15 protein-coding genes and 1 riboswitch are annotated in these 19,395 nt (G+C 40.7%); of the genes, 7 read left to right on the forward strand and 8 right to left on the reverse strand.

Translation table 11 applies throughout. The features are described from left to right. Position 1: 1 nt before the first annotated feature. From HCN54_RS17130 to HCN54_RS17150, 5 genes are all read right to left on the reverse strand, one after another. Complete coding sequence (locus HCN54_RS17130) at positions 2–1,825, reverse strand: flavohemoglobin expression-modulating QEGLA motif protein (RefSeq protein ID WP_167598754.1); 1,824 nt, start codon at positions 1,823–1,825, stop codon at positions 2–4. Positions 1,826–2,057: 232 nt separating this feature from the next. Continuing rightward, positions 2,058–2,672, reverse strand: a complete 615-nt coding sequence (locus HCN54_RS17135) for a deoxynucleoside kinase (RefSeq protein WP_072981607.1) — start codon at positions 2,670–2,672, stop codon at positions 2,058–2,060. Between the two features lie 4 nt (positions 2,673–2,676). Further along, positions 2,677–3,486, reverse strand: coding sequence for a hypothetical protein (locus HCN54_RS17140; RefSeq protein ID WP_167598755.1), 810 nt, complete (start codon positions 3,484–3,486; stop codon positions 2,677–2,679). A gap of 130 nt (positions 3,487–3,616) precedes the next feature. Continuing rightward, positions 3,617–4,300, reverse strand: a complete 684-nt coding sequence (locus tag HCN54_RS17145; protein ID WP_167598756.1) for a response regulator transcription factor — start codon at positions 4,298–4,300, stop codon at positions 3,617–3,619. Then, entirely contained in the window at positions 4,293–5,780 is a 1,488-nt protein-coding gene (locus HCN54_RS17150) for a sensor histidine kinase (RefSeq protein WP_167598757.1), read from the reverse strand. The genes HCN54_RS17145 and HCN54_RS17150 overlap by 8 nt, the downstream gene beginning before the upstream one ends. 126 nt (positions 5,781–5,906) lie before the next feature. On the opposite strand from HCN54_RS17150, the gene HCN54_RS17155 reads away from it, so the two are divergent. From HCN54_RS17155 to HCN54_RS17165, 3 genes are all read left to right on the forward strand, one after another. Next, the gene (locus HCN54_RS17155; RefSeq protein ID WP_167598758.1) at positions 5,907–6,728 is read left to right on the forward strand and encodes a GLPGLI family protein; all 822 of its coding nucleotides are present in this window, start codon (positions 5,907–5,909) and stop codon (positions 6,726–6,728) included. A 64-nt stretch (positions 6,729–6,792) separates the two neighbouring features. Then, positions 6,793–7,629 carry a GLPGLI family protein gene (locus tag HCN54_RS17160; protein ID WP_167598759.1) on the forward strand — a complete coding sequence of 279 codons (837 nt, stop codon included), beginning with the start codon at positions 6,793–6,795 and terminating at the stop codon, positions 7,627–7,629. Between the two features lie 38 nt (positions 7,630–7,667). Continuing rightward, positions 7,668–10,367, forward strand: coding sequence for a carboxypeptidase-like regulatory domain-containing protein (locus HCN54_RS17165; protein WP_167598760.1), 2,700 nt, complete (start codon positions 7,668–7,670; stop codon positions 10,365–10,367). Between the two features lie 89 nt (positions 10,368–10,456). Here HCN54_RS17165 and HCN54_RS17170 read toward each other — a convergent pair whose 3' ends face one another. The 3 genes from HCN54_RS17170 to metK form a co-directional block, all read right to left on the reverse strand. After that, a complete protein-coding gene (locus HCN54_RS17170) occupies positions 10,457–10,699 on the reverse strand; it encodes a hypothetical protein (RefSeq protein ID WP_167598761.1) in 243 nt (80 codons plus the stop codon). A 119-nt stretch (positions 10,700–10,818) separates the two neighbouring features. After that, complete coding sequence (locus HCN54_RS17175) at positions 10,819–11,745, reverse strand: 2-hydroxyacid dehydrogenase (protein ID WP_167598762.1); 927 nt, start codon at positions 11,743–11,745, stop codon at positions 10,819–10,821. Positions 11,746–11,829: 84 nt separating this feature from the next. Then, positions 11,830–13,083 (reverse strand): methionine adenosyltransferase, encoded by a 1,254-nt coding sequence (gene metK / locus HCN54_RS17180; protein ID WP_167598763.1) that lies wholly within the window; start codon positions 13,081–13,083, stop codon positions 11,830–11,832. A 309-nt stretch (positions 13,084–13,392) separates the two neighbouring features. Then, a riboswitch (SAM riboswitch) is annotated at positions 13,393–13,497 on the forward strand. A gap of 72 nt (positions 13,498–13,569) precedes the next feature. Here metK and thrA point away from each other — a divergent pair. The 4 genes from thrA to HCN54_RS17200 all read left to right on the forward strand — a co-directional run bounded on the left by thrA (position 13,570) and on the right by HCN54_RS17200 (position 19,389). Further along, positions 13,570–16,953, forward strand: a complete 3,384-nt coding sequence (gene thrA, locus HCN54_RS17185) for a bifunctional aspartate kinase/homoserine dehydrogenase I (RefSeq protein WP_167598764.1) — start codon at positions 13,570–13,572, stop codon at positions 16,951–16,953. A gap of 67 nt (positions 16,954–17,020) precedes the next feature. Then, the gene (locus HCN54_RS17190) at positions 17,021–17,443 is read left to right on the forward strand and encodes an OsmC family protein (protein WP_167598765.1); all 423 of its coding nucleotides are present in this window, start codon (positions 17,021–17,023) and stop codon (positions 17,441–17,443) included. 335 nt (positions 17,444–17,778) lie between these two features. Continuing rightward, a complete protein-coding gene (locus HCN54_RS17195) occupies positions 17,779–18,945 on the forward strand; it encodes a trans-sulfuration enzyme family protein (protein ID WP_167598766.1) in 1,167 nt (388 codons plus the stop codon). A 30-nt stretch (positions 18,946–18,975) separates the two neighbouring features. Continuing rightward, the gene (locus HCN54_RS17200) at positions 18,976–19,389 is read left to right on the forward strand and encodes an RrF2 family transcriptional regulator (RefSeq protein WP_009778805.1); all 414 of its coding nucleotides are present in this window, start codon (positions 18,976–18,978) and stop codon (positions 19,387–19,389) included. The last annotated feature ends 6 nt before the right edge of the window (positions 19,390–19,395 follow it).

The raw sequence follows: 19,395 nt of genomic DNA on the forward strand, positions 1-19,395 counted from the left end.
ATTAGATCATTTTAGATAGTGTAATGCCTTCTTTAAAGGCGTTTAGTTTGGTTGAAAAGTTGGTGTTCTCAAAATACCGTGGAATAATCTTAGGCGCATTGAGCAATTTGCGTTGCGTGAGATCGTTTATAATATCTACGTGTTTCAGTGCAAATTTTCCCGCAAGTAAAGGCTGTAAGTCGCCGCCATTGCCTAAGTAATCCCTGAGTTCTACAAGACCTTTGAGATAGATGATATCTTTAAGAAAACCACCGCCTTGAAACATTCGAGAGGTGATATTAAAGGCGCGCTCTTTTGTAAAACCATAGTCGGTATAGAGGTGATGAAAAACCGATTTAAAATCGGCTCCGTTCATAAGATCTTCACCGGCGACCACGCGCCCTGCCAAAATTCTCAAACGGTTACCGGTTAAACCGCCGCCCAGATATTCTGAAAGTACCGCAATCCCTTCTTGAGTGGCATCATAATCGGCAAAGCCGGCCGAGAGTTGACTCAAAGGCTGCTGGCTTCCATTAAAATGCGTGAGCGCGTGCGTACCCAACTCGTGCTGAATTAGTGCCTGCGCTTCTATTTGCGTCATTTTATAATCTGCCGGCAAATACAATTCGCCGTTAGAGACCATAATAATATTCACATCGTCGCGAATGTGGATGTTGCTTTCAAAATGGGGAGCTTGCTTTTTAAAGTATTCAAATTCTACTTTGGCCAACTCTTGAAACTGATGCGCGTCAATAGTCTTTTCTGAAGACTCTTCGTGATTTTCAGGAATGGTCTCTAGAATGAGTTTGGCTTCGGCTAAAACATTTCTGGAAACTCCCTGATATAATCTGATACTGCTGTAAAAGAAATTTTTAGAACCCCGTTCTTTAAGCATCGTGAGTTCTTTATCTAATTCCTCACGTTTTTCGTTATACAAATAGGAAAGCGAAGGATCATCGATCTCATCTATACGCAAATTATAAAGTTCCCGCTTAAGTAAGTCAGGATCTACCGGAAGCAAGCGATAGTGATAGGTGTCAATTTCTTCAAAATTTGTTTCAAAAAATTTATGTCGTAACGCCTGAACATTTACCGGTGCTACCAGCAATAAAAACTGATATCTTGATTGAATTTCAGTGATCTGACGGTCAATTTTTAAAACCTCTTTATGTATGCGAAGACGGCCTAGATTGTGGTAGCTATGAATGTCTGAAGTAGTTTGTACGCGTATAAATTCATAGATCGTTTTCTGAATAGCTTTAGCCAACTTATCGCGGAACATTCTAAAATACAGCGGATACATCTTACCGCTTTTATTACAATATACAGGCGGCAATTCGAGTCCTAAAAGCGTTCCACCGGCAGCTTTTAATTCATCAATATCAAATAGAGGTTCGTCGCCGGGCTTTTGGCGGTTTTTAGTGTGATTGATTTTTGCACCTAGCTTTAAGTCGTACCTGCGACTGTCAATTGCAGAAAGTTCTTCAGACAGCGTTTCAAGTGAAGCCGGTAATTTATGCGAGGGTCCTTTAATGATAAAGTCAGTGCTTGCGGGTTCTCCCTTGTACAATTCTAACAGAATAAAAGACCCAAACCTGTCGGCCATTTTGGTGGTCAATTCTTTTATAAACTCCCGGAAATATTCAAAATGAGAATCACCGATAATGAGGTAGGATGCTCCGGTTCGCGCCAGGCGCATCGTAGCCTTATCTTTCGGTTTTTTTCGATAGATAAGCAATGCAGGGACATCGTGTTCAAGCACTAAAAACCCGCCGTATGGCAAATCGCTCATCGTGCGTTTTCCGGGTTCTAAATCAGCTAAAAGTTCGCTTGTTTCACTGGTCATTTTAAATGCGCTTCTCCATTTACTACATCAAATTAGCAGAAAGAAGCGCAGTTAGCAAACGTTTGCGAGGGAATAGATCAAGGTTTAAGAGAAGTTTGGCAGGAAGCGATACTGCTTTAACACAGAATTAAAAAAGCCTGCGCTCAGGCAGCCTTTCAATCCTTTTTTAGAAAGGAATTGTATTCGTTAATCAAGATGTATTTTTGCGAGGAAAGTACCCGAAATTTGATAGTTAAAACAGTCCGTTGATCTCAGCGTCGATCTTGTTGATGATGTCTCCCAGATCTTCAGGATTATCAACAAAATTGATGTTGTCTACATCTATGATGAGCAAGTTACCTTTGTTATAGTCATGAATCCAGGCTTCGTAGCGCTCGTTTAGTCGGCTTAAATAGTCGATAGAAATCGAATTCTCATACTCTCTCCCGCGCTTGTGAATCTGTGCTACCAGATTAGGAATACTACTGCGTAAGTAAATAAGCAAATCCGGACCTTGAACCACGCTTTCCATAAGTTCAAAAAGCGAGGCGTAATTGTGAAAATCGCGATTGGTAAGCAATCCCATCGCGTGTAAGTTGGGCGCAAAAATATGCGCATCTTCATAGATCGTACGGTCTTGAATAATGTCTTTGCCGCTTTCCTGAATCTCTAATAGCTGCCTGAATCTACTGTTTAAAAAGTAGATCTGCAGATTAAAAGACCAGCGCTCCATCTCATTATAAAAATCATCTAGATACGGATTGTCTACAACATCCTCATATTGCGGTTGCCAGTTATAATGCTTTGCTAGAAGTCTTGTAAGAGTGGTTTTTCCGGCGCCAATATTGCCTGCAATCGCGATGTGCATGAGATTAGGATTTAGGTAGCTTTAGTGTGTAGGTTGAGATTTTTTCTGAGCGGTAAAGATACAGGTTTCCTGCTTTCAAATAAAACGCTTTAGTGTCTTGCGGAAGGTTTTTTATTTCTTGCCAAGAAGCCGATTTTTTGGTTCTGATATACAGTTTTTGATCTTGAATACCGAAGAGATTTTCATCAAGAACCGCAATGTTTGCTAATGATGTCGCAGGAAGTTTTTCAAGTAAACTTCCGTATTGGTTGTAATGGTATAGATTGCTTTCTGTGAGTACCCAGCAGGTGTTAAAATCACTTGCAAGTTCTACGGCGATATCCGGCTGCGGAGTAAAATTGCTGTCTATGCGGTTGTTTTGATAGTCAAAAAGTTCCAGACGTTGCAGGTCAGTATTAAAGATCCAGAGTCGGCGATCGCTTGCCGTGCGTGCGTGACTTACATTTCTGAAGTTTTCGATGGCGTTAAAATTTACTCGAGTGATTTCATTCAAGGTGTTGTCGAGAATCACCGCAGTATTCGTTTCGGCATAAAAAACTGTAATGCGTAACGGATTTAAAAGATCTACTGTACTGATTGACCCCAGCCGCAAATCACTAAACTGAATGGTTTTGTCTGTACTCTTTTTATAAAGGGCGCGGTCTTCTACGTAATAAAAATTGTTATATGAATCAATACCGATAAAAGTGTCTGCTTTAAGCGATACAGCAGTGTCTAAAGGTAATGCAGGAACTTCCAGACTGTCCTGCGCACATAGTGTGGAGATACAAGAGAAGATAAAAAGAAGCACGTTCCGCATTCTTGAAAAATACAAAATAATGCTGTTTTAGAAAGGTCTATATCTTTGGCACCGCCAAAAGGTTTTACACTTTGAGGTTAACTCAAAATTGAAAATTTGCTTTTAACAAAGATATTTTGAGCTTGCCTGAGGTAGTTTCCTGCAATCAACACGTAAGTTTATAACCAAAACCTCGCACATTAATAATTTGAATACGCTCATCTTTAGCTAGTTTTTTACGAAGCTTAGAAATAAACACATCCATACTGCGTGCTGCGAAGAAATCGTCTGAATTCCAAAGTTTGTTTAGAATGAGGCTGCGATCGAGTACTTGATTTTTGTTTTTAATAAGGTGAAATAACAAATGCGCTTCCCTGTGGGTGAGTAAAACCGGTTCTTCGGTTTGAAAATGTAAGGTTTGTTTTGGGAAGTTGAATTTGTAATCACCTAAAGTCAGCACTTCAGATTGCGATTGAAGTTTTTTACGCGCGACGAGATTGTGAATGCGCACGATCAATTCTTCCATACTGAAAGGTTTTTTCAGGTAGTCATTTCCGCCTATGCTAAAGCCTTCTACAACATCGCTAGTCTGTGATTTTGCCGTGAGAAATATTATAGGAATGCTGTCATCTTTTGCCCGGATCTCTTTAGCTAGTGTAAAACCATCTTTCTTGGGCATCATCACATCGAGTACCAAAGCATCATAGCTATTTTGCTCAAAAAGTCTTAGCGCTTTTTCTCCATCTTCGGCAAGGTCTACAGTGAATTCGCGGGTTTCCAGACTCTCTTTTACGATTTGTCCCAGCGCAGCTTCGTCTTCGGCTAAAAGTAAATGGGTTGTATTAGGCATGGGGCAATTCGATTTTAAAAGTGGTTTGAGAAGTTACAGAAACATCAATGCTTCCGCCATGTTTTTCAATGATTTTCTGGGTGTAATAGAGTCCGATCCCAAAGCCTTTCACGTCGTGCGTATTCCCTTTAGGAACACGATAGAACTTCTCAAAGATTTGCTTTGCTTCGGCTTTGCTTAACGAAGTGCCGGAATCTGAAACCAGAATGCTGTAAGATCCGTTGCGGGAATTCAGGGTAACTTCGATAGTATCTCCGCCATATTTCACGGCATTATCCAGTAAATTGTTCAGGGCATTCTCGAGATGAAAAGGATCACCATTCATAATCACATCATCGTCAGTTTGGCTAAAACTGATTTTTTTTCTGATAGCTAAAGTCTGATGCTTATAGACAAGACTTTGAAGTAAATTATTCAGATTTACTTCTTCTTTATTGAGTGCAAGGTCGTCACCGTCTAAGGTTGCGGTTTCTAAAAGTTTTTCGACCATCATCGTGAGTTTGTCGAGTTGGGCGGTGGAAGTATTCACATAATTGCCGGTTTTAATGGGATCATTTTCACGATTAAAATTTTTGATTCCTTCGAGGGCGACACTTATGGTCGCGATAGGCGTTTTGAACTCGTGTGTGATGTTGCTGATGAGATCATTTTTAACTTCGGCAAGTTGTTTTTGGCGGTTGATGATCTTAAGTAAAAACAGGAGACATGCGATGACAGCAGTCATTAATAGGGCAGAAAGCAATATTCCTAGAAGATTGCGTTTCCAAACTTCCTGTTCAATATTGTCGTAAAATAATGTGAATGTACTCTTGTTAGGTAAATAGCCTGATTTTGCTTCAGCCTTTAGATTTGTAGTGTCTATTTGTGAGAGGTTGAAATACTGTTTCAGTCCTTTTTTATTTAAAAAGCGATATCCATAATCTACACTTAAGTTTTTCTGATTGAGCTGTTCTTGAATGTAGTTGTTCATTTCAGGAATTTCAATAGAATCAGTACTTATCGAAATAATAATACGATTCGCTAAGGCAAACTTGCCTTTAAGACTGTCTGTATTACGCGGGTTTAAGAACGATTTCACAACATCTCTGCGCTCATCTAAAGAGACGCTCAATTCTGAAGCAAGCGTGTCCATATTCAGGGCTTGAACACCTTTGAAAATTTTGATATCGTGTATGTCTTGGGGTTTCAGACTATCTAGTCCTTTAAAACCTTGAGAAGAAATATCAATACGCTTGGTAATGGTATCCAGACCTTTATTTTCTAAAATATTTCCTTCATAGGAAAGTCCGATTGTATTTTTCTCAGCCAGATCGATGTAGTAATTGTCAATTGCAAAATCAAGACTGGTTTGTATTTCGTTGATGAGTTGCTGTCTGGAGGCTTGGTAATTTTTATAGTTCCAATAAATCTGTATTGCTAGTGTGACGGCAATCACAGCTGCGATAAAATAGATGAGGTACGAATATTTTCGATTTTGCATAAACCAAAAATAGAGCGAAAAATTGACAGCCGGATTTTCAGTTAACACTCGTTAACACTGGTTAACGCTTTTCGATCTTTTTCCTGCGCATCTTTGTTTCAGTAATCAATCACAAATCAAACTGTTATGAATTTAAAATTTTTAACTATCGTTGTCTTTTTTCTTGCTTTCGCGGAAGCTTTGATGGCGCAGGAATTTCAAGGGGTTGCGACCTATAAAAGCAGACGCAAGGTCGATCTGAAAATGAATGGGGAAAATATGACCGATGCGATGCAGGAGCAAATTGCAGCCCAACTCAAAAAGCAATTTGAAAAAACCTATACGCTTACTTTCAACCGTAATGAGTCTTTGTATAAGGAGGAGGAAAAACTAGCTGCTCCTGATGTGGCTTCTTCTAGCGGCATACAGATTAAAATAAGTCAGAGTCGCGATATTCTTTACAAAAACACTGCAGCGCAACGTTACGAGCGTCAAGAAGATGTATTGGGAAAAATCTTTTTGGTAAAAGACAGCTTATCAAAACCTCAGTGGAAGCTTGAGAAAGAAACTAAATCCATTGGAGATTACACTTGCTTTAAAGCTACCCGTATAGAGGAGGTAAACAGTCAGACATTTTCTTCAGAAAGTATGAAAACGGTAGATACTTCTTTTACTAAAACTGTGACGGTGTGGTACACGCCGCAAATTCCCGTAAGCCACGGTCCCGGTATGAACTGGGGATTGCCGGGCTTAATTTTAGAGGTGCAAGACGGAGATCAAACAATGTTATGCAGTCAGATCGTGCTCAATCCCGAAGAAAAAATCGAGATCAAAGCTCCTGAAAATGGTAAAGTAGTAGGCGAAGCCGAGATGAAAACCATTCAGGATGAGAAGATGAAAGAGTGGATTGAGCGTAACAGCAGCACTCGGGAAGATGGTAAAAGCTTTACCATAAAAATTGGTGGATAAAATCTTTTAGGCCGTTAAACCTTTGAGGCGCAGAGAAGTCAAAAAGCGATAAACTATTTGACTTATGAAACTTCAATTTTTATTTCTGGTTTTGGCACTAGCCTTAATGACTAGTGCGATTAATGCGCAACAATTTGACGGAGGGGTAGCCACCTACCAATCTAAAACATCTTTTGATTTTGAAAACTTTGGTGGTCGCGAGATGAGCGAGCAAATGAAAAAGCAATTTGCCGAGCGCATGAAAAGCCGTCTGGAAAAAACCTTCACGCTTACGTTTACTAAAGACGAGTCTATTTACGAGGAAGAAGAAAAACTTGAAGCGCCCGGAGCCGGTGGTGGTATGCGTTTTATGGGTGGTGGTTTTGCACAAGGCGGAATCTATAAAAACATTGCTGAAGATACCTATGCGCGTGAAAACGACTTGATGGGCAAATCTTTTCTGGTAAAAGATACGTTGAACAAGCTAGATTGGAAGTTAGAGAAAGAGAGCAAAATGATTGGCCAGTATGCGGCTTTTAAGGCGACCGCTGTACGTAAAATAGAAACCAGTCCTTTTGAAGCTATGCGTCCGCCGCGTCCCGGTGCTGAGGCAGATACCACTGCAACCTCGCCAAAAGAAGAAGTGATCACCGCCTGGTACACTCCGCAAATTCCCGTAAGTCAAGGTCCTGATGAATATTGGGGACTTCCCGGATTAATTCTTGAAGTGAGTGCGGGCCGCACGGTGATCTTATGCAACAAAATCGTGATCAATCCTAAAGAAGGTCTTGCTATTGAAAAGCCTAAAAAAGGCGACGAAGTTTCTCGTGAAGAATATCAAGAAATAGTTGTCGAGAAAACTAAAGAAATGGCAGAGCGCTTTGGCAACGGCAGACGTCGTGGTCCCGGTGGTCGCGGATAAAAACCCAAATTTCAACCTAAAAACAACAACTAACCTTTATGAAATACCTTTTATTTTTAGTTATGGGCTTTAGCCTTTCAATCTCTGCCCAGAGCGTGCGTGTGAGTGGGACGGTTAAAGACAGTATTGGTACTCCGCTAGAACTAGCTAATGTGATCGCTACCCGCACCGATACCGGAGAGATGGAGTCGTATGCGATCTCAAACACACAAGGGCGCTATCAATTCAACCTTCCTACAGGAGCAAAATATTCGTTGGTAGCGAGCTTTTTGGGGCTGGCGCCTACTACGCAAGAACTTGATATTGCACCCGGAGCTGACGACATCTCATTGGATTTTGTCCTGTATCCTGCCGAAAATCAGCTAGATGATGTAGAGATCGTTTATGAAATGCCGGTGGTGGTTCGTGGTGATACTATTGTTTATAATACGGATAGTTTCACTAACGGAACCGAGCAGAAATTAGGAGACGTACTTAAAAAACTTCCCGGGGTTACGGTGACCGATGATGGTGAGATCGAAGTTGAAGGGCAAACGGTTTCTAAAGTAATGATCGAAGGAAAAGACTTTTTCGACGGCGATTCTAAATTGGCGACCAAAAATATTCCTGCCGATGCTTTGAAAAAGGTTGAAGTGCTTAAAAACTACAACGAAGTCGATCAAATGCGCGGTTTAGGCAACGATCAGGATAATGTCGCGATTAATCTTAAACTGAAAGAAGGTAAAAAGAATTTCTGGTTTGGAGAATTACAAGGCGGAATCGGTGATGGCGAACAAACGCGCTATCTCGGCAGTGCCAAATTGTTTTACTACAGTCCTAAGGGAAGTATCAATTTGATCGGGAATTCTAACAATACCGGCGATGTGCCGTTTACGTTTAGGGATTATTTCAACTTCACCGGTGGATTCAGAAATTTCAATTCGCGTGGCGGAACTTCATTTAATATTTCAGATAGCGGACTCGGATTTTTGGTTTCTCAAAACAATAGAGCTAACGAGATCAAAACCAATTTTGGCGCGGCAAACTTCAGTTATGAAGCTTCAGGTGCGTTAGATTTAAGCGGGTTTTTACTCTTCAGCGATAATTCAACCGACTTTATTCAGCGTAGTTTGCGCAACTATATTGCTACCGGTGCGACCGAGGTGAATACTCAAAACAGCAATCAAAGCAATCAATTGGGGATGGCAAAATTCAGTGCGATTTACAAGCCTAGCGATAAGCTTCAGTTGGATTATGATGTGCTTGCAAAAAAATCGCAACAAGAAGAAATGACCGATGCACTCTCCGTTTTTACAGATGAGAATGGCGTGACCAACAACCCGATCGACGAGAATAAAGACAACAATCCGTTCAGTTTAAATCAAAACCTTAACGCGTATTATACGCTGAATGAGAAGAATATTTTTGCCGGTTTTGTGCAGCATTTGTATCAAAAAGAAGATCCGTTCTATCAGGCCATCGTGACGCAGCAACCTTTTGCACAGATTCTTCCTTTAGATACCGATCAGGATCGATTCAATATCAATCAGGATAAAATGATCGAGACCAATAAACTGGACAGTAAGATTGATTATTACTACGTGATCAACGATAAAAGTAACCTGAACCTAACTTTAGGAACTACCCAAAGTCGTCAGGATTTCAACTCGGCTATCTTTCAGATTCTTGATAACGGAAATCAAAATGCGTTCACCGATGCAAACTTGAATAACGACGTTGTCTATCGCTTTAGCGATTTGTTTTTAGGAGCGCACTACAAGTTTAAAACCGGGATTTTCACCTTAACACCGGGAGTGACTTTGCATAATTACAATGTGGCTTCTGAGCAATTAGGAATAGAAACCAGTGAAAATGAGTGGAAGCTGTTACCCGATCTTTATGCGATCGCCGAGTTTAAGCAAAGCGAAAGTTTACGCCTCAATTATCAGATGACTGCAGATTATACAGACGTCAATAATTTTGCTGAAGGTTATGTGTTTAACAACTACAATCAGATGTTTCGCGGTAATCGAAATATTGAGAATGCGATCTTTCATACCGCTCGGTTGAATTATTTTAATTTTAATATGTTCAACTTCACCAATCTTAATGGTGGCGTGAGTTATACCAAGCGTGTTGATGCGATCAAAACGAGTACTGCGATAGACCAGATCAACCAGGCTTCGTCGCCTATCAACAGTAATTTTGTAGATGAGGTGTTGAGTGCTAACGGGCGTTTTCAAAAAACCTTTAGAAAGTGGAAGGCCAACTTGAGTGCGAATGTTTCGTATAGCGAATTGAATAACATCATTAATACGCAACCTACGCTATCTCAAAATTTCACACAGAATTATCAAGGAAGCGTGGAAACCAATTTTAAAAACGCACCCAATTTTGAAGTGGGTTACAACCGAAGCATCAATAATTATCAAAACGGAAACAGCGATCGCGTGTTCTATACAGACCGCCCGTTTGCCAATATGGATGTAAAATTCTTAAACGGATTTACGCTTACGGCAGACTGGAGTTATTACAATTACTATGATAAAGATGATACCGTGCAAAACGAATATTCCTTTTTTGAGGCCAGTTTACGCTATCAAAAACCGGAAAGTAAATGGGAATTTAGGTTGGATGGAACCAATTTGTTTAATGTAGATTCTTTGAATAATGACAGTTTTAATGAAACCTTCAGTACCACTACAGAGTATTTTGTGATGCCGCGTATTGTGATGCTTTCGGTAAAGTATAATTTATAGCGGAAGCTATTCTTTGTTTATTGTGTTTAAAACAAAACCCGAAGCTGTAAGGCTTCGGGTTTTTCATTTTATTGAATTTCTACGAACTTTTATGCTTGTTCGAGTTTATTCATTTTCATTTCATACTCTTCTGTCGCTTCTGCGATTTTCTCAACGTTGTCTGATGCTTTCTGATGCGCATCTTCCATCGCTTTTTCTAAATCCTTGTCCGGATTTTGGAAAAGATCTGTGATTACGTGGTTTATTTTATCGATGATGCTTTCTTGGCTGTTCTTAATATCTTCCAATTTATGAAGCATCGTTTCCATTTGATCATACTTTGCTTGATCCATAATTTTTGATTTTTAGTGAATACAAGGTACCGGTAAGTAGGTCTCAAATCGAGGTTTTTAACCCGATTTTAATGGAATTTTGCAGCTTTTAACGGAAAAAAGCCTGATTTAAGAGTTTATTAATACCCCTTTTTAGCCTGTACTTGATCCAATAATTCCTCCCCGTTTTGCATACGTTGGTAATTTTTTGCCACTTGACCAGATACCGAAGCGGCATTACTCATACTTGCAATATGCGGAGTGATGATAATATTTTCATGCTGCCAAAAAGGGTGCCCTTCAGGTAAAGGTTCGGAATGAAAAACATCTAGTGCAGCTCCGCTTAAGTGCTCGCTGTTTAAAGCTTCGATCAAGTCCTCATCTACAAGATGACCGCCACGAGCAACATTGATGAGATAAGCAGCTTGTGGTAGTTTAGAAAATAAATCTTTATTCAAAATTCCCTTGGTACTTTCTGTCAACGGAAGCAAACACACCAAAATTTCAGATTTTGAAAGAAAAGTGTCGAGTTCATCTTCAGTGTAGCTGTTAATACCGTCAACATTTTTTGTTGAAGAAGACCAGCCAAGTACATTAAACCCGATTGCTTTCAGCATAGACCCCACGGCTTGCCCTAAAGTGCCGAAGCCTAAGATTCCTACGGTAACATCTTTTGCACGCTTATAGTCGGTAGGTTCCCAGGTTCTTTCTTTCTGTAACCGAGCGTAAGTTTTTAAATTTCTGATGTGATTGAGGCATAACGCAGCGACAAACTCCTGCATATCGTTCGCTAGTTTCTCGTCTACCACGCGGGTAAGGATTACATCTTCGGGTAACGACTCGTCTTCAAAAAGGTGATCAACACCGGCTCCCATCGAACCTATTACTTTTAAGTTGGGATACTTAGCATAACTGCCTTTTGGTGCTTTCCAGGTAATCGCCATCGTCGCATCTGCCGGGTCTTTAATAGTTTCCGGGGTAACCACTTCAATGGAAGGATCGGCCTTGTGTAAAGCCTCGATCCACGGTTGATAATCTTTATTATTTCTGATGAGTAAAAGTGCCATAGTATACATTTAGGTGTCCCGTAAAAATAAAAAATGCCACTCGTTGTAGGTAGCATTTTTAAGGGTTTAGTATTTTGATAACGTCTATAGACCGAAGGCTTCCTTAACCTGATCTACATAGTCTAGTTTTTCCCAGGTAAAAAGTTCAACCTTTTTCTCAATTCGCCCGCTGTACGGACTTTCAAAAACCTTAGTGATAGTTTTAGGATCTTTGCCCATATGCCCGTAAGCCGCAGTCTCTCTATAAATAGGATTGCGCAGTTTTAAACGGTCTTCAATCGCCGCAGGACGCATATCAAAAAGCTCTCGTACTTTTGCAGCAATTTGGCCATTGCTCAATTCAACTTTAGAAGTTCCGTAAGTGTCAACAAAAATCGAAGTAGGTTCAACAACACCAATCGCGTAAGAAACCTGAACTAATACTTCGTCAGCAACACCGGCGGCAACAAGATTCTTTGCAATATGTCTTGATGCGTATGCCGCAGAACGATCTACTTTACTAGGATCTTTTCCTGAAAATGCACCACCACCGTGAGCACCTTTTCCGCCATAGGTGTCAACAATGATCTTACGTCCTGTAAGTCCGGCATCTCCGTGAGGACCACCAATTACAAACTTTCCGGTTGGGTTAATGTGATAAATAATATCATCATTAAAAAGCTTAGCAAGCTCCGGATGTAGATCATTCTTCACACGCGGAATCAAAATCGCAATAATATCTTCTTTGATCTTAGCAAGCATTTTTTCATCCTCATCAAACTCATCGTGCTGTGTAGAAACTACAATAGCGACAATTTTTTGAGGCACATTATCATCAGAATATTCTATCGTTACCTGTGCTTTTGCATCAGGACGTAGATAGGTAATGTCTTTATTTTCTCTGCGTAGCTTAGCCAATTCGATCATAATGCGATGCGAAATGTCAAGCGCTAGTGGCATATAATTTTCGGTTTCTTTGGTTGCGTAACCAAACATCATCCCTTGATCACCGGCACCTTGCTCTTCTTTAGAAGCGCGATCAACCCCTTGATTGATGTCTTGTGATTGCTCGTGAATTAAAGAAATGACACCACAGCTGTCGCCGCTAAATTGATACGCACCTTTAGTGTAGCCAATATCGTTGATCACGCCACGAGCAATGTTTTGCACATCGATGTACGTGTCGCTTTTTACTTCTCCTGCAAGCACCACCTGGCCGGTAGTAACAAGGGTTTCGCAAGCAACTTTTGATTCAGGGTCAAAAGCTAAAAAATTATCGAGTAAAGTATCGCTTATTTGATCTGCGATTTTATCAGGGTGCCCTTCAGACACACTTTCTGAGGTAAATAGGTAAGCCATTTCAGCATTTTTTTGATTCCCGCCAGTGGGATGAAATTTTAATACAAAAGGATTTGACGAATGCCTGATAAATGGTAGTAAGTACTGCCTTTAGCATTTTTTTACGCTGATGATTCAGCATAAGAGGTTGCAATCAGTCAAATCTTTCCTCTTTTGAGAGGACAAATGTATAACTTTAGAAGATATTACAAAACGGGTTTTGAAATCTTATGATTTTTTATGACCCTTTAAAAAATTGCCGTGTTTTACTTGCATATCTTTAAAACGTTTTGCAATCTTTGCGCTCACAAAGTTCAAACACGTACTGAGATGTTATCAAGAAAGGCGGAGGGAATAGACCCGATGAAGCCTTAGCAACCCTTTCTCTCGAAAGAAGGTGCTACATTCTATCTGTTTTTGCAGAATAGATAACGCAAAAGGATTTTTTCCTCACCACTTTCTTGCTTTCATTTTTCGGTTTTGCGGCTAAAGCCACGATAGATTATTATGTTACAAAAACTGAAAATAGAAAATTTTACAACCCAATCCGGGTATCCGTTAGATTTGCAATTGAGCTATGAAACCTTTGGTCAACCCTTAGGTGATGCTCCTGTAATTCTGGTAAACCACGCGTTGACAGGTAATTCTCACGTCAGCGGTCCAGACGGCTGGTGGAATGAGATCATTGGCGATGATAAGTGTATAGATACGCGTAAATACAGCATACTTTCCTTCAATATTCCCGGTAATGGTTACGATGGTTTTTTGATCGAAAACTATAAAGAATTTGTTGCGCAAGATGTTGCCCGCGCTTTCTTAAAAGGATTAGAACTTCTTGAGATTGAATCGCTTTTTGCGATTATTGGTGGTTCTCTTGGAGGCGGAATTGGTTGGGAAATGCTCACGCTTCAGCCGGCAATCACCGCGCATTTTATTCCTGTGGCTTCAGATTGGAAATCTACCGATTGGCTTATTGCAAACTGTCAGATTCAAGAACAAATATTGAATAATTCCTCACAGCCGGTTCACGATGCGCGTATGCACGCGATGCTATGTTACCGCACGCCGGAATCGTTCAAGAATAAATTTCAGCGCAGTACCAATGAGGATCTCAATATTTTCAATGTAGAGAGTTGGTTAGATCATCATGGCCATAAACTGAAAGATCGCTTTCAGGTTTCTGCTTATAAGTTGATGAATCAGCTTTTAAAGACGATTGATTTGACGCGTGGTCGTGAAGGGTTCAATGAAATTCTGAGTACGGTTGAGGCTAATATTCATATCATTGGTGTGGATTCAGATTTGTTCTTTACGCCTGCGGAAAATAGAGAAACCTACAAGCAACTGGCGCAACATAAAAATAATGTGACCTATGGCGAAATTCATTCGGTGCACGGTCACGATGCTTTTTTGATCGAATTTGAGCAACTCGAGCAGCTGTTGTATCCTGTGTTTAGAGAGGATACCGCAAAGCTGAAGATCTTGAAATTCGGTGGGAAATCTCTCGCAAACGGAAAAGGTCTAGACACGGTTTTAAATATTATTAAATCGAAAGTGGCCAACGGCGAACATATCGCGGCTGTGCTTTCTGCGCGTGGTGGCGCCACCGATGAGTTGGAAGCAATTCTCGAAGCAGCAGCTTCAGGACAAGCCTATAAACATCAGATCGAAGCATTCAAGTCGTATCAACAAAGTGACTTCGATGTTGATCTTACTGAAGAATTTTCAGAACTGCAGCGTCTTTTTGATGGCGTCGCACTTTTAGGCGATTACAGTAAAAAAGTGAAAGATGAGGTGCTGTCTTTTGGGGAGTTGATCTCGGTAAAAACAGTGACGCATTTATTGCAAAAAGCTGGTATAAAAGCGCAGTTTACAGATTCGCGTAAGCTTATTAAAACCAATGGCGTTTTTGGCAATGCGCAGCCTAACGACAAGCTTTCTAAAGAGCAAGTGGTAAAACACTTCACTAAATATAACGGCGATACGGTTAATATTGTAACCGGTTTTATCGCTAGTGATGATAATAATCAGACCACCACGTTGGGCCGTAACGGAAGCAATTATACCGCTTCTCTGCTTGCTAATTATTTAGATGCCGGCGAACTTCAAAACTACACGCACGTTGATGGAATTTTCACAGCAAATCCAGATTTGGTTCCTGGGGCGCAGAAGATCGAACGATTGACGTATAGTGAGGCAAACGAACTTGCAAATTTTGGGACTTCGGTGTTGCATGCAAAGACGATTATTCCATTAATTGAAAAGAATATTCCGCTGCGTATTTTAAATACGTTCAACGCAGATGACAGCGGAACTTTGATCACCGCTCAAGAAGAAAAAGAAGGAATTAAATCGCTTTCCGTTTTAAGCGAAATGGCGTTGATCAATCTGGAAGGACGCGGACTCCTTGGAAAAGTGGGTGTTGATGCGCGTATTTTTAGAGCTCTTGGAAACAGCGGAGTTAGTGTAAGCATCATCGCGCAGGGATCTTCTGAGCGAGGCATTGGTCTTGTGGTTGAAGCAAAACAAGCGCAATTGGCGATTTCCGCTTTGCGTTTTGAGTTTGAAGCCGATTTTCAGAATCAGGATGTAAACCGTATCGAAATCATAGATGAAGTTGCGGTGATCTCGATCGTGGGGCAGGATTTGAGCAGTTTCCATAAACCGTATAGCGAACTTATCAAAAACGGAATTGTGCCGTTATTATTTAACAACACGGTGACGGGTAAAAACGTGAGTGTTGTGGTGCGCAAACCGCAGTTGACCAAAGCTTTAAATGTGGTGCACGGTGAGATTTTTGGGATTGCTAAAAAGATCAATATTGCGATCTTCGGTCACGGCTTGGTGGGCGGAACTTTGATTGACCAGATCGTTGCTTCGGCGGCAGCAATTCAAGACCGCAAAGGCATCGCGCTGAATATTTTTGCGGTAGCCAATTCAAAGAAAATTTTGTTCGACAAAGATGGTGTTTCAGAATTCTGGAAAACTGATTTTGACTCTCAAGCCACAGAAGGCGGTATTCACGAAGTTATCGCTTTCGCGAAAGCGAATCATCTGGCCAACTTGATCGCGATTGATAATACGGCGAGTGCGACTTTTATCAAAAACTATATCGATCTGGCCAAAAATGGTTTTGATCTGGTTTCTTCAAACAAGATCGCCAATACGGTGGAGTTTGATTTTTACCAAAAACTGCGTCGGGTGTTGGATGAAAATAACAAGCGCTATTTGTATGAAACCAACGTAGGTGCCGGACTTCCTTTAATTGACACGATTAGATTATTACATCTTTCCGGAGATAATATTACACGTATTAAGGGTGTATTTAGTGGTTCGTTAAGTTATTTGTTCAACACGTTTTCTGTGGAAGATAAATCTTTTTCAGAGGTGCTACAGGAAGCGATTGACAAAGGGTTTACAGAGCCTGATCCGCGTGAAGATTTGGGCGGAAATGATGTAGGTCGTAAATTATTGATCTTGGCTCGAGAACTGGACTTGCATAAAGAATTTAGCGATGTGCAGATCGAAAATTTAATTCCGGATCCATTGCGTGAAGGAGCCGCTTCAGATTTCTTAGGCAGATTAAAAGAGTTAGATCCAGTTTTTGAAGCACGTAAAAAAGCCTTAAAAGAAGGCGAAGTTCTGCGTTATGTTGGCGACCTTTACGGAGATTTATCTCAGGAAGACGGTGGTACGCTCGAAGTAAAATTGGTGACCGTTTCAAAAAACTCCGCATTAGGCCAAGTAAAAGGCAGCGACAGTATTTTTGAGATTTATACCGAATCTTACGGTGAAAATCCGCTGGTGATTCAAGGAGCCGGAGCCGGTGCAGCAGTTACAGCACGCGGGGTTTTTGGAGATATTTTAAAACTCGCAGAACGAAATAGTTAATAGGAATTGCTATTGTTATTTTCATTTGTAATTAATGGGAATAGCAATAGAAATAATAATAAATAAAATGAAAGTTATACTCGACCGTAAAAACAACGATTATCTGTTTGAAGCTAAAGGTGCTTCAGGCAATTCGGTAATGATCGATAATAAAACTGTAGACGAAGTCAAAGGAAGCAGCCCGATGGAGCTTTTGTTGATGGGTGTTGGCGGTTGCAGTGCGATCGATATTATTTCGATTTTGAAAAAACAAAAACTCGAGATCGACACGTATCACGTAGAGGTTGAGGGAGACCGCAAAGAGGTAGGCCAGGCAAAGCCCTTTAGTGCGATGCGTGTGAATGTGTATCTTGAGGGAGATATTCCGCCGGCAAAAGCCTTACGCGCAGCACAACTTAGTTTTGAAAAATACTGTTCGGTTTCTATCACACTCCAGGCAGGTGTTGAGGTTACCTATAAAGTGTTTTTGAATGGAGAAGAAGTTGTGTAGATCTTAGTCATGAGACAAGAGATTTAAGAAAAAAGATTAAAGAAGAAAGAAAAGTTGAAACAGTAAGCCGTCTCAGTTAGCTGTAGGCGGTTTGAAGATGTCACTCTGTCCCGAAGCTTTTGGAGTAGCAGAGTTGGTAATGTAAATATAAAAGTACAGGTAAGTGGTAAGAAATAATAAGTGAATTGAAGCAGTAACGACGATCAAACAATTCAGCGATTGCACAATTCAACTTTCTTACAGCTATAAAAATCGAAATAAGATTTTAGACATTTGATTAGATCATCAAAATGAGCATCTCAAATCTATCGTCTAAAGTCTAACATCTAAATACAATGAGTAAACATTTTGAAACCGAAGCGATACGTACGCAATTGAACCGAAGCGAATTTTTAGAGCATTCTGTGCCCCTTTATTTGACTTCAAGTTTTGTATTTGAAGATGCAGAAGATATGCGTGCTTCTTTCACAGAAGAAAAAGAGCGTAATATTTACAGCCGTTTTACCAATCCGAACACCAGCGAATTTGTAGATAAAATTTGCAAGATGGAAGGAGCCGAAAGCGGTTATGCATTTGCGACGGGGATGGCAGCGGTTTTTTCAACATTTGCTGCCTTGCTTGATAGTGGCGATCACATTGTGTCGGCCCGATCGGTATTTGGTTCAACCCATTCTTTGTTTACAAAATTCCTCCCAAAATGGAATATTGAAACCTCGTATTTCAAAGTGGACGAAGTAGATCAAGTCGAAAGCCTAATTAAACCGGAAACCAAAATCCTTTACGTAGAGTCGCCTACAAACCCTGGTTGTGATGTTTTAGACCTTGAGCATTTGGGAAATCTTGCCAAGAAGCACAACCTCATTTTTGTGGTTGATAACTGTTTTGCAACCCCTTATTTGCAACAGCCTATCAAATTTGGTGCAGATATCGTCATTCATTCTGCAACAAAGATGATCGATGGTCAAGGCCGTGTGTTAGGTGGCGTGAGCGTGGGCCGTGCCGACTTGATCAGAGAGATCTATTTGTTTTCACGCAATACTGGTCCGGCTTTGTCTCCTTTCAACGCTTGGGTACTTTCAAAAAGCCTGGAAACTCTACATGTTAGAGCAGATCGGCACTGCGAAAATGCGTTAAAAGTAGCCGAATTTTTAGAAGGGCACGACAAAGTGAATATGGTGAAATATCCGTTCTTAAAGTCGCATCCGCAGTATGAGGTGGCTAAAAGACAAATGCGTCACGGCGGAAACATCGTTGCTTTTGAAGTCAAAGGCGGAATCGATGCCGGCCGTAAGTTTTTAAACTCAATTAAAATGTGTTCGCTTTCTGCGAATTTAGGCGATACACGTACGATTGTGACGCACCCTGCATCTACGACACACAGTAAACTGGCAGAAGAAGACAGGCTTGAAGTGGGCATCACAGACGGTTTGGTGCGTTGCTCTGTTGGTCTAGAGCATGTAGAAGATGTGATTGCCGATCTTGATCAAGCATTGAACGCATAGATTTCTAACAATTTTGCATACTTTTAGGCCGTGTTATCAAAAAAGACCAAATACGGCCTAAAAGCATTAGCTTATGTTGCCAAGCATAAGGGAGAAGATCCTGTGCAGATAGGAGCCATTGCGAAAAGTGAAAATATCTCTCAGAAATTTCTAGAGAGTATCATGCTTACATTGCGTAAAGCCGGTTTTTTGGGAAGCAAAAAAGGAAAAGGCGGCGGTTATTATTTGCGCAGACAACCTGAAGAAATCAAAATGGTTGAAGTGATGCGTATACTTGAGGGGCCGGTTTCTATGGTACCTTGTGTAAGCCTTAATTTCTACGAAAAGTGCGATGATTGCCCTGATGAAACCACGTGTTCTGTGCACAGTTTGATGGTGCAATTGAGAGATAGCAATCTGGCGGTATTGAATAAAAACACGCTTGCAGACCTGATTGCTGAGTAATTCCGA

This window comes from Leeuwenhoekiella sp. ZYFB001 (assembly GCF_011784865.1).
Lineage (GTDB): Bacteria > Bacteroidota > Bacteroidia > Flavobacteriales > Flavobacteriaceae > Leeuwenhoekiella > Leeuwenhoekiella palythoae.

What these genes read in the sequence shown, in the direction of transcription:
- HCN54_RS17130 (WP_167598754.1), bottom strand. Translation starts at nt 1,825, where the DNA reads ATGACCAGTGAAACAAGCGAACTTTTAGCTGATTTAGAACCCGGAAAA.
- HCN54_RS17135 (WP_072981607.1), bottom strand. Translation starts at nt 2,672, where the DNA reads ATGCACATCGCGATTGCAGGCAATATTGGCGCCGGAAAAACCACTCTT.
- HCN54_RS17145 (WP_167598756.1), bottom strand. Translation starts at nt 4,300, where the DNA reads ATGCCTAATACAACCCATTTACTTTTAGCCGAAGACGAAGCTGCGCTG.
- HCN54_RS17150 (WP_167598757.1), bottom strand. Translation starts at nt 5,780, where the DNA reads ATGCAAAATCGAAAATATTCGTACCTCATCTATTTTATCGCAGCTGTG.
- HCN54_RS17155 (WP_167598758.1), top strand. Translation starts at nt 5,907, where the DNA reads ATGAATTTAAAATTTTTAACTATCGTTGTCTTTTTTCTTGCTTTCGCG.
- HCN54_RS17160 (WP_167598759.1), top strand. Translation starts at nt 6,793, where the DNA reads ATGAAACTTCAATTTTTATTTCTGGTTTTGGCACTAGCCTTAATGACT.
- HCN54_RS17165 (WP_167598760.1), top strand. Translation starts at nt 7,668, where the DNA reads ATGAAATACCTTTTATTTTTAGTTATGGGCTTTAGCCTTTCAATCTCT.
- HCN54_RS17170 (WP_167598761.1), bottom strand. Translation starts at nt 10,699, where the DNA reads ATGGATCAAGCAAAGTATGATCAAATGGAAACGATGCTTCATAAATTG.
- HCN54_RS17175 (WP_167598762.1), bottom strand. Translation starts at nt 11,745, where the DNA reads ATGGCACTTTTACTCATCAGAAATAATAAAGATTATCAACCGTGGATC.
- metK (WP_167598763.1), bottom strand. Translation starts at nt 13,083, where the DNA reads ATGGCTTACCTATTTACCTCAGAAAGTGTGTCTGAAGGGCACCCTGAT.
- thrA (WP_167598764.1), top strand. Translation starts at nt 13,570, where the DNA reads ATGTTACAAAAACTGAAAATAGAAAATTTTACAACCCAATCCGGGTAT.
- HCN54_RS17190 (WP_167598765.1), top strand. Translation starts at nt 17,021, where the DNA reads ATGAAAGTTATACTCGACCGTAAAAACAACGATTATCTGTTTGAAGCT.
- HCN54_RS17195 (WP_167598766.1), top strand. Translation starts at nt 17,779, where the DNA reads ATGAGTAAACATTTTGAAACCGAAGCGATACGTACGCAATTGAACCGA.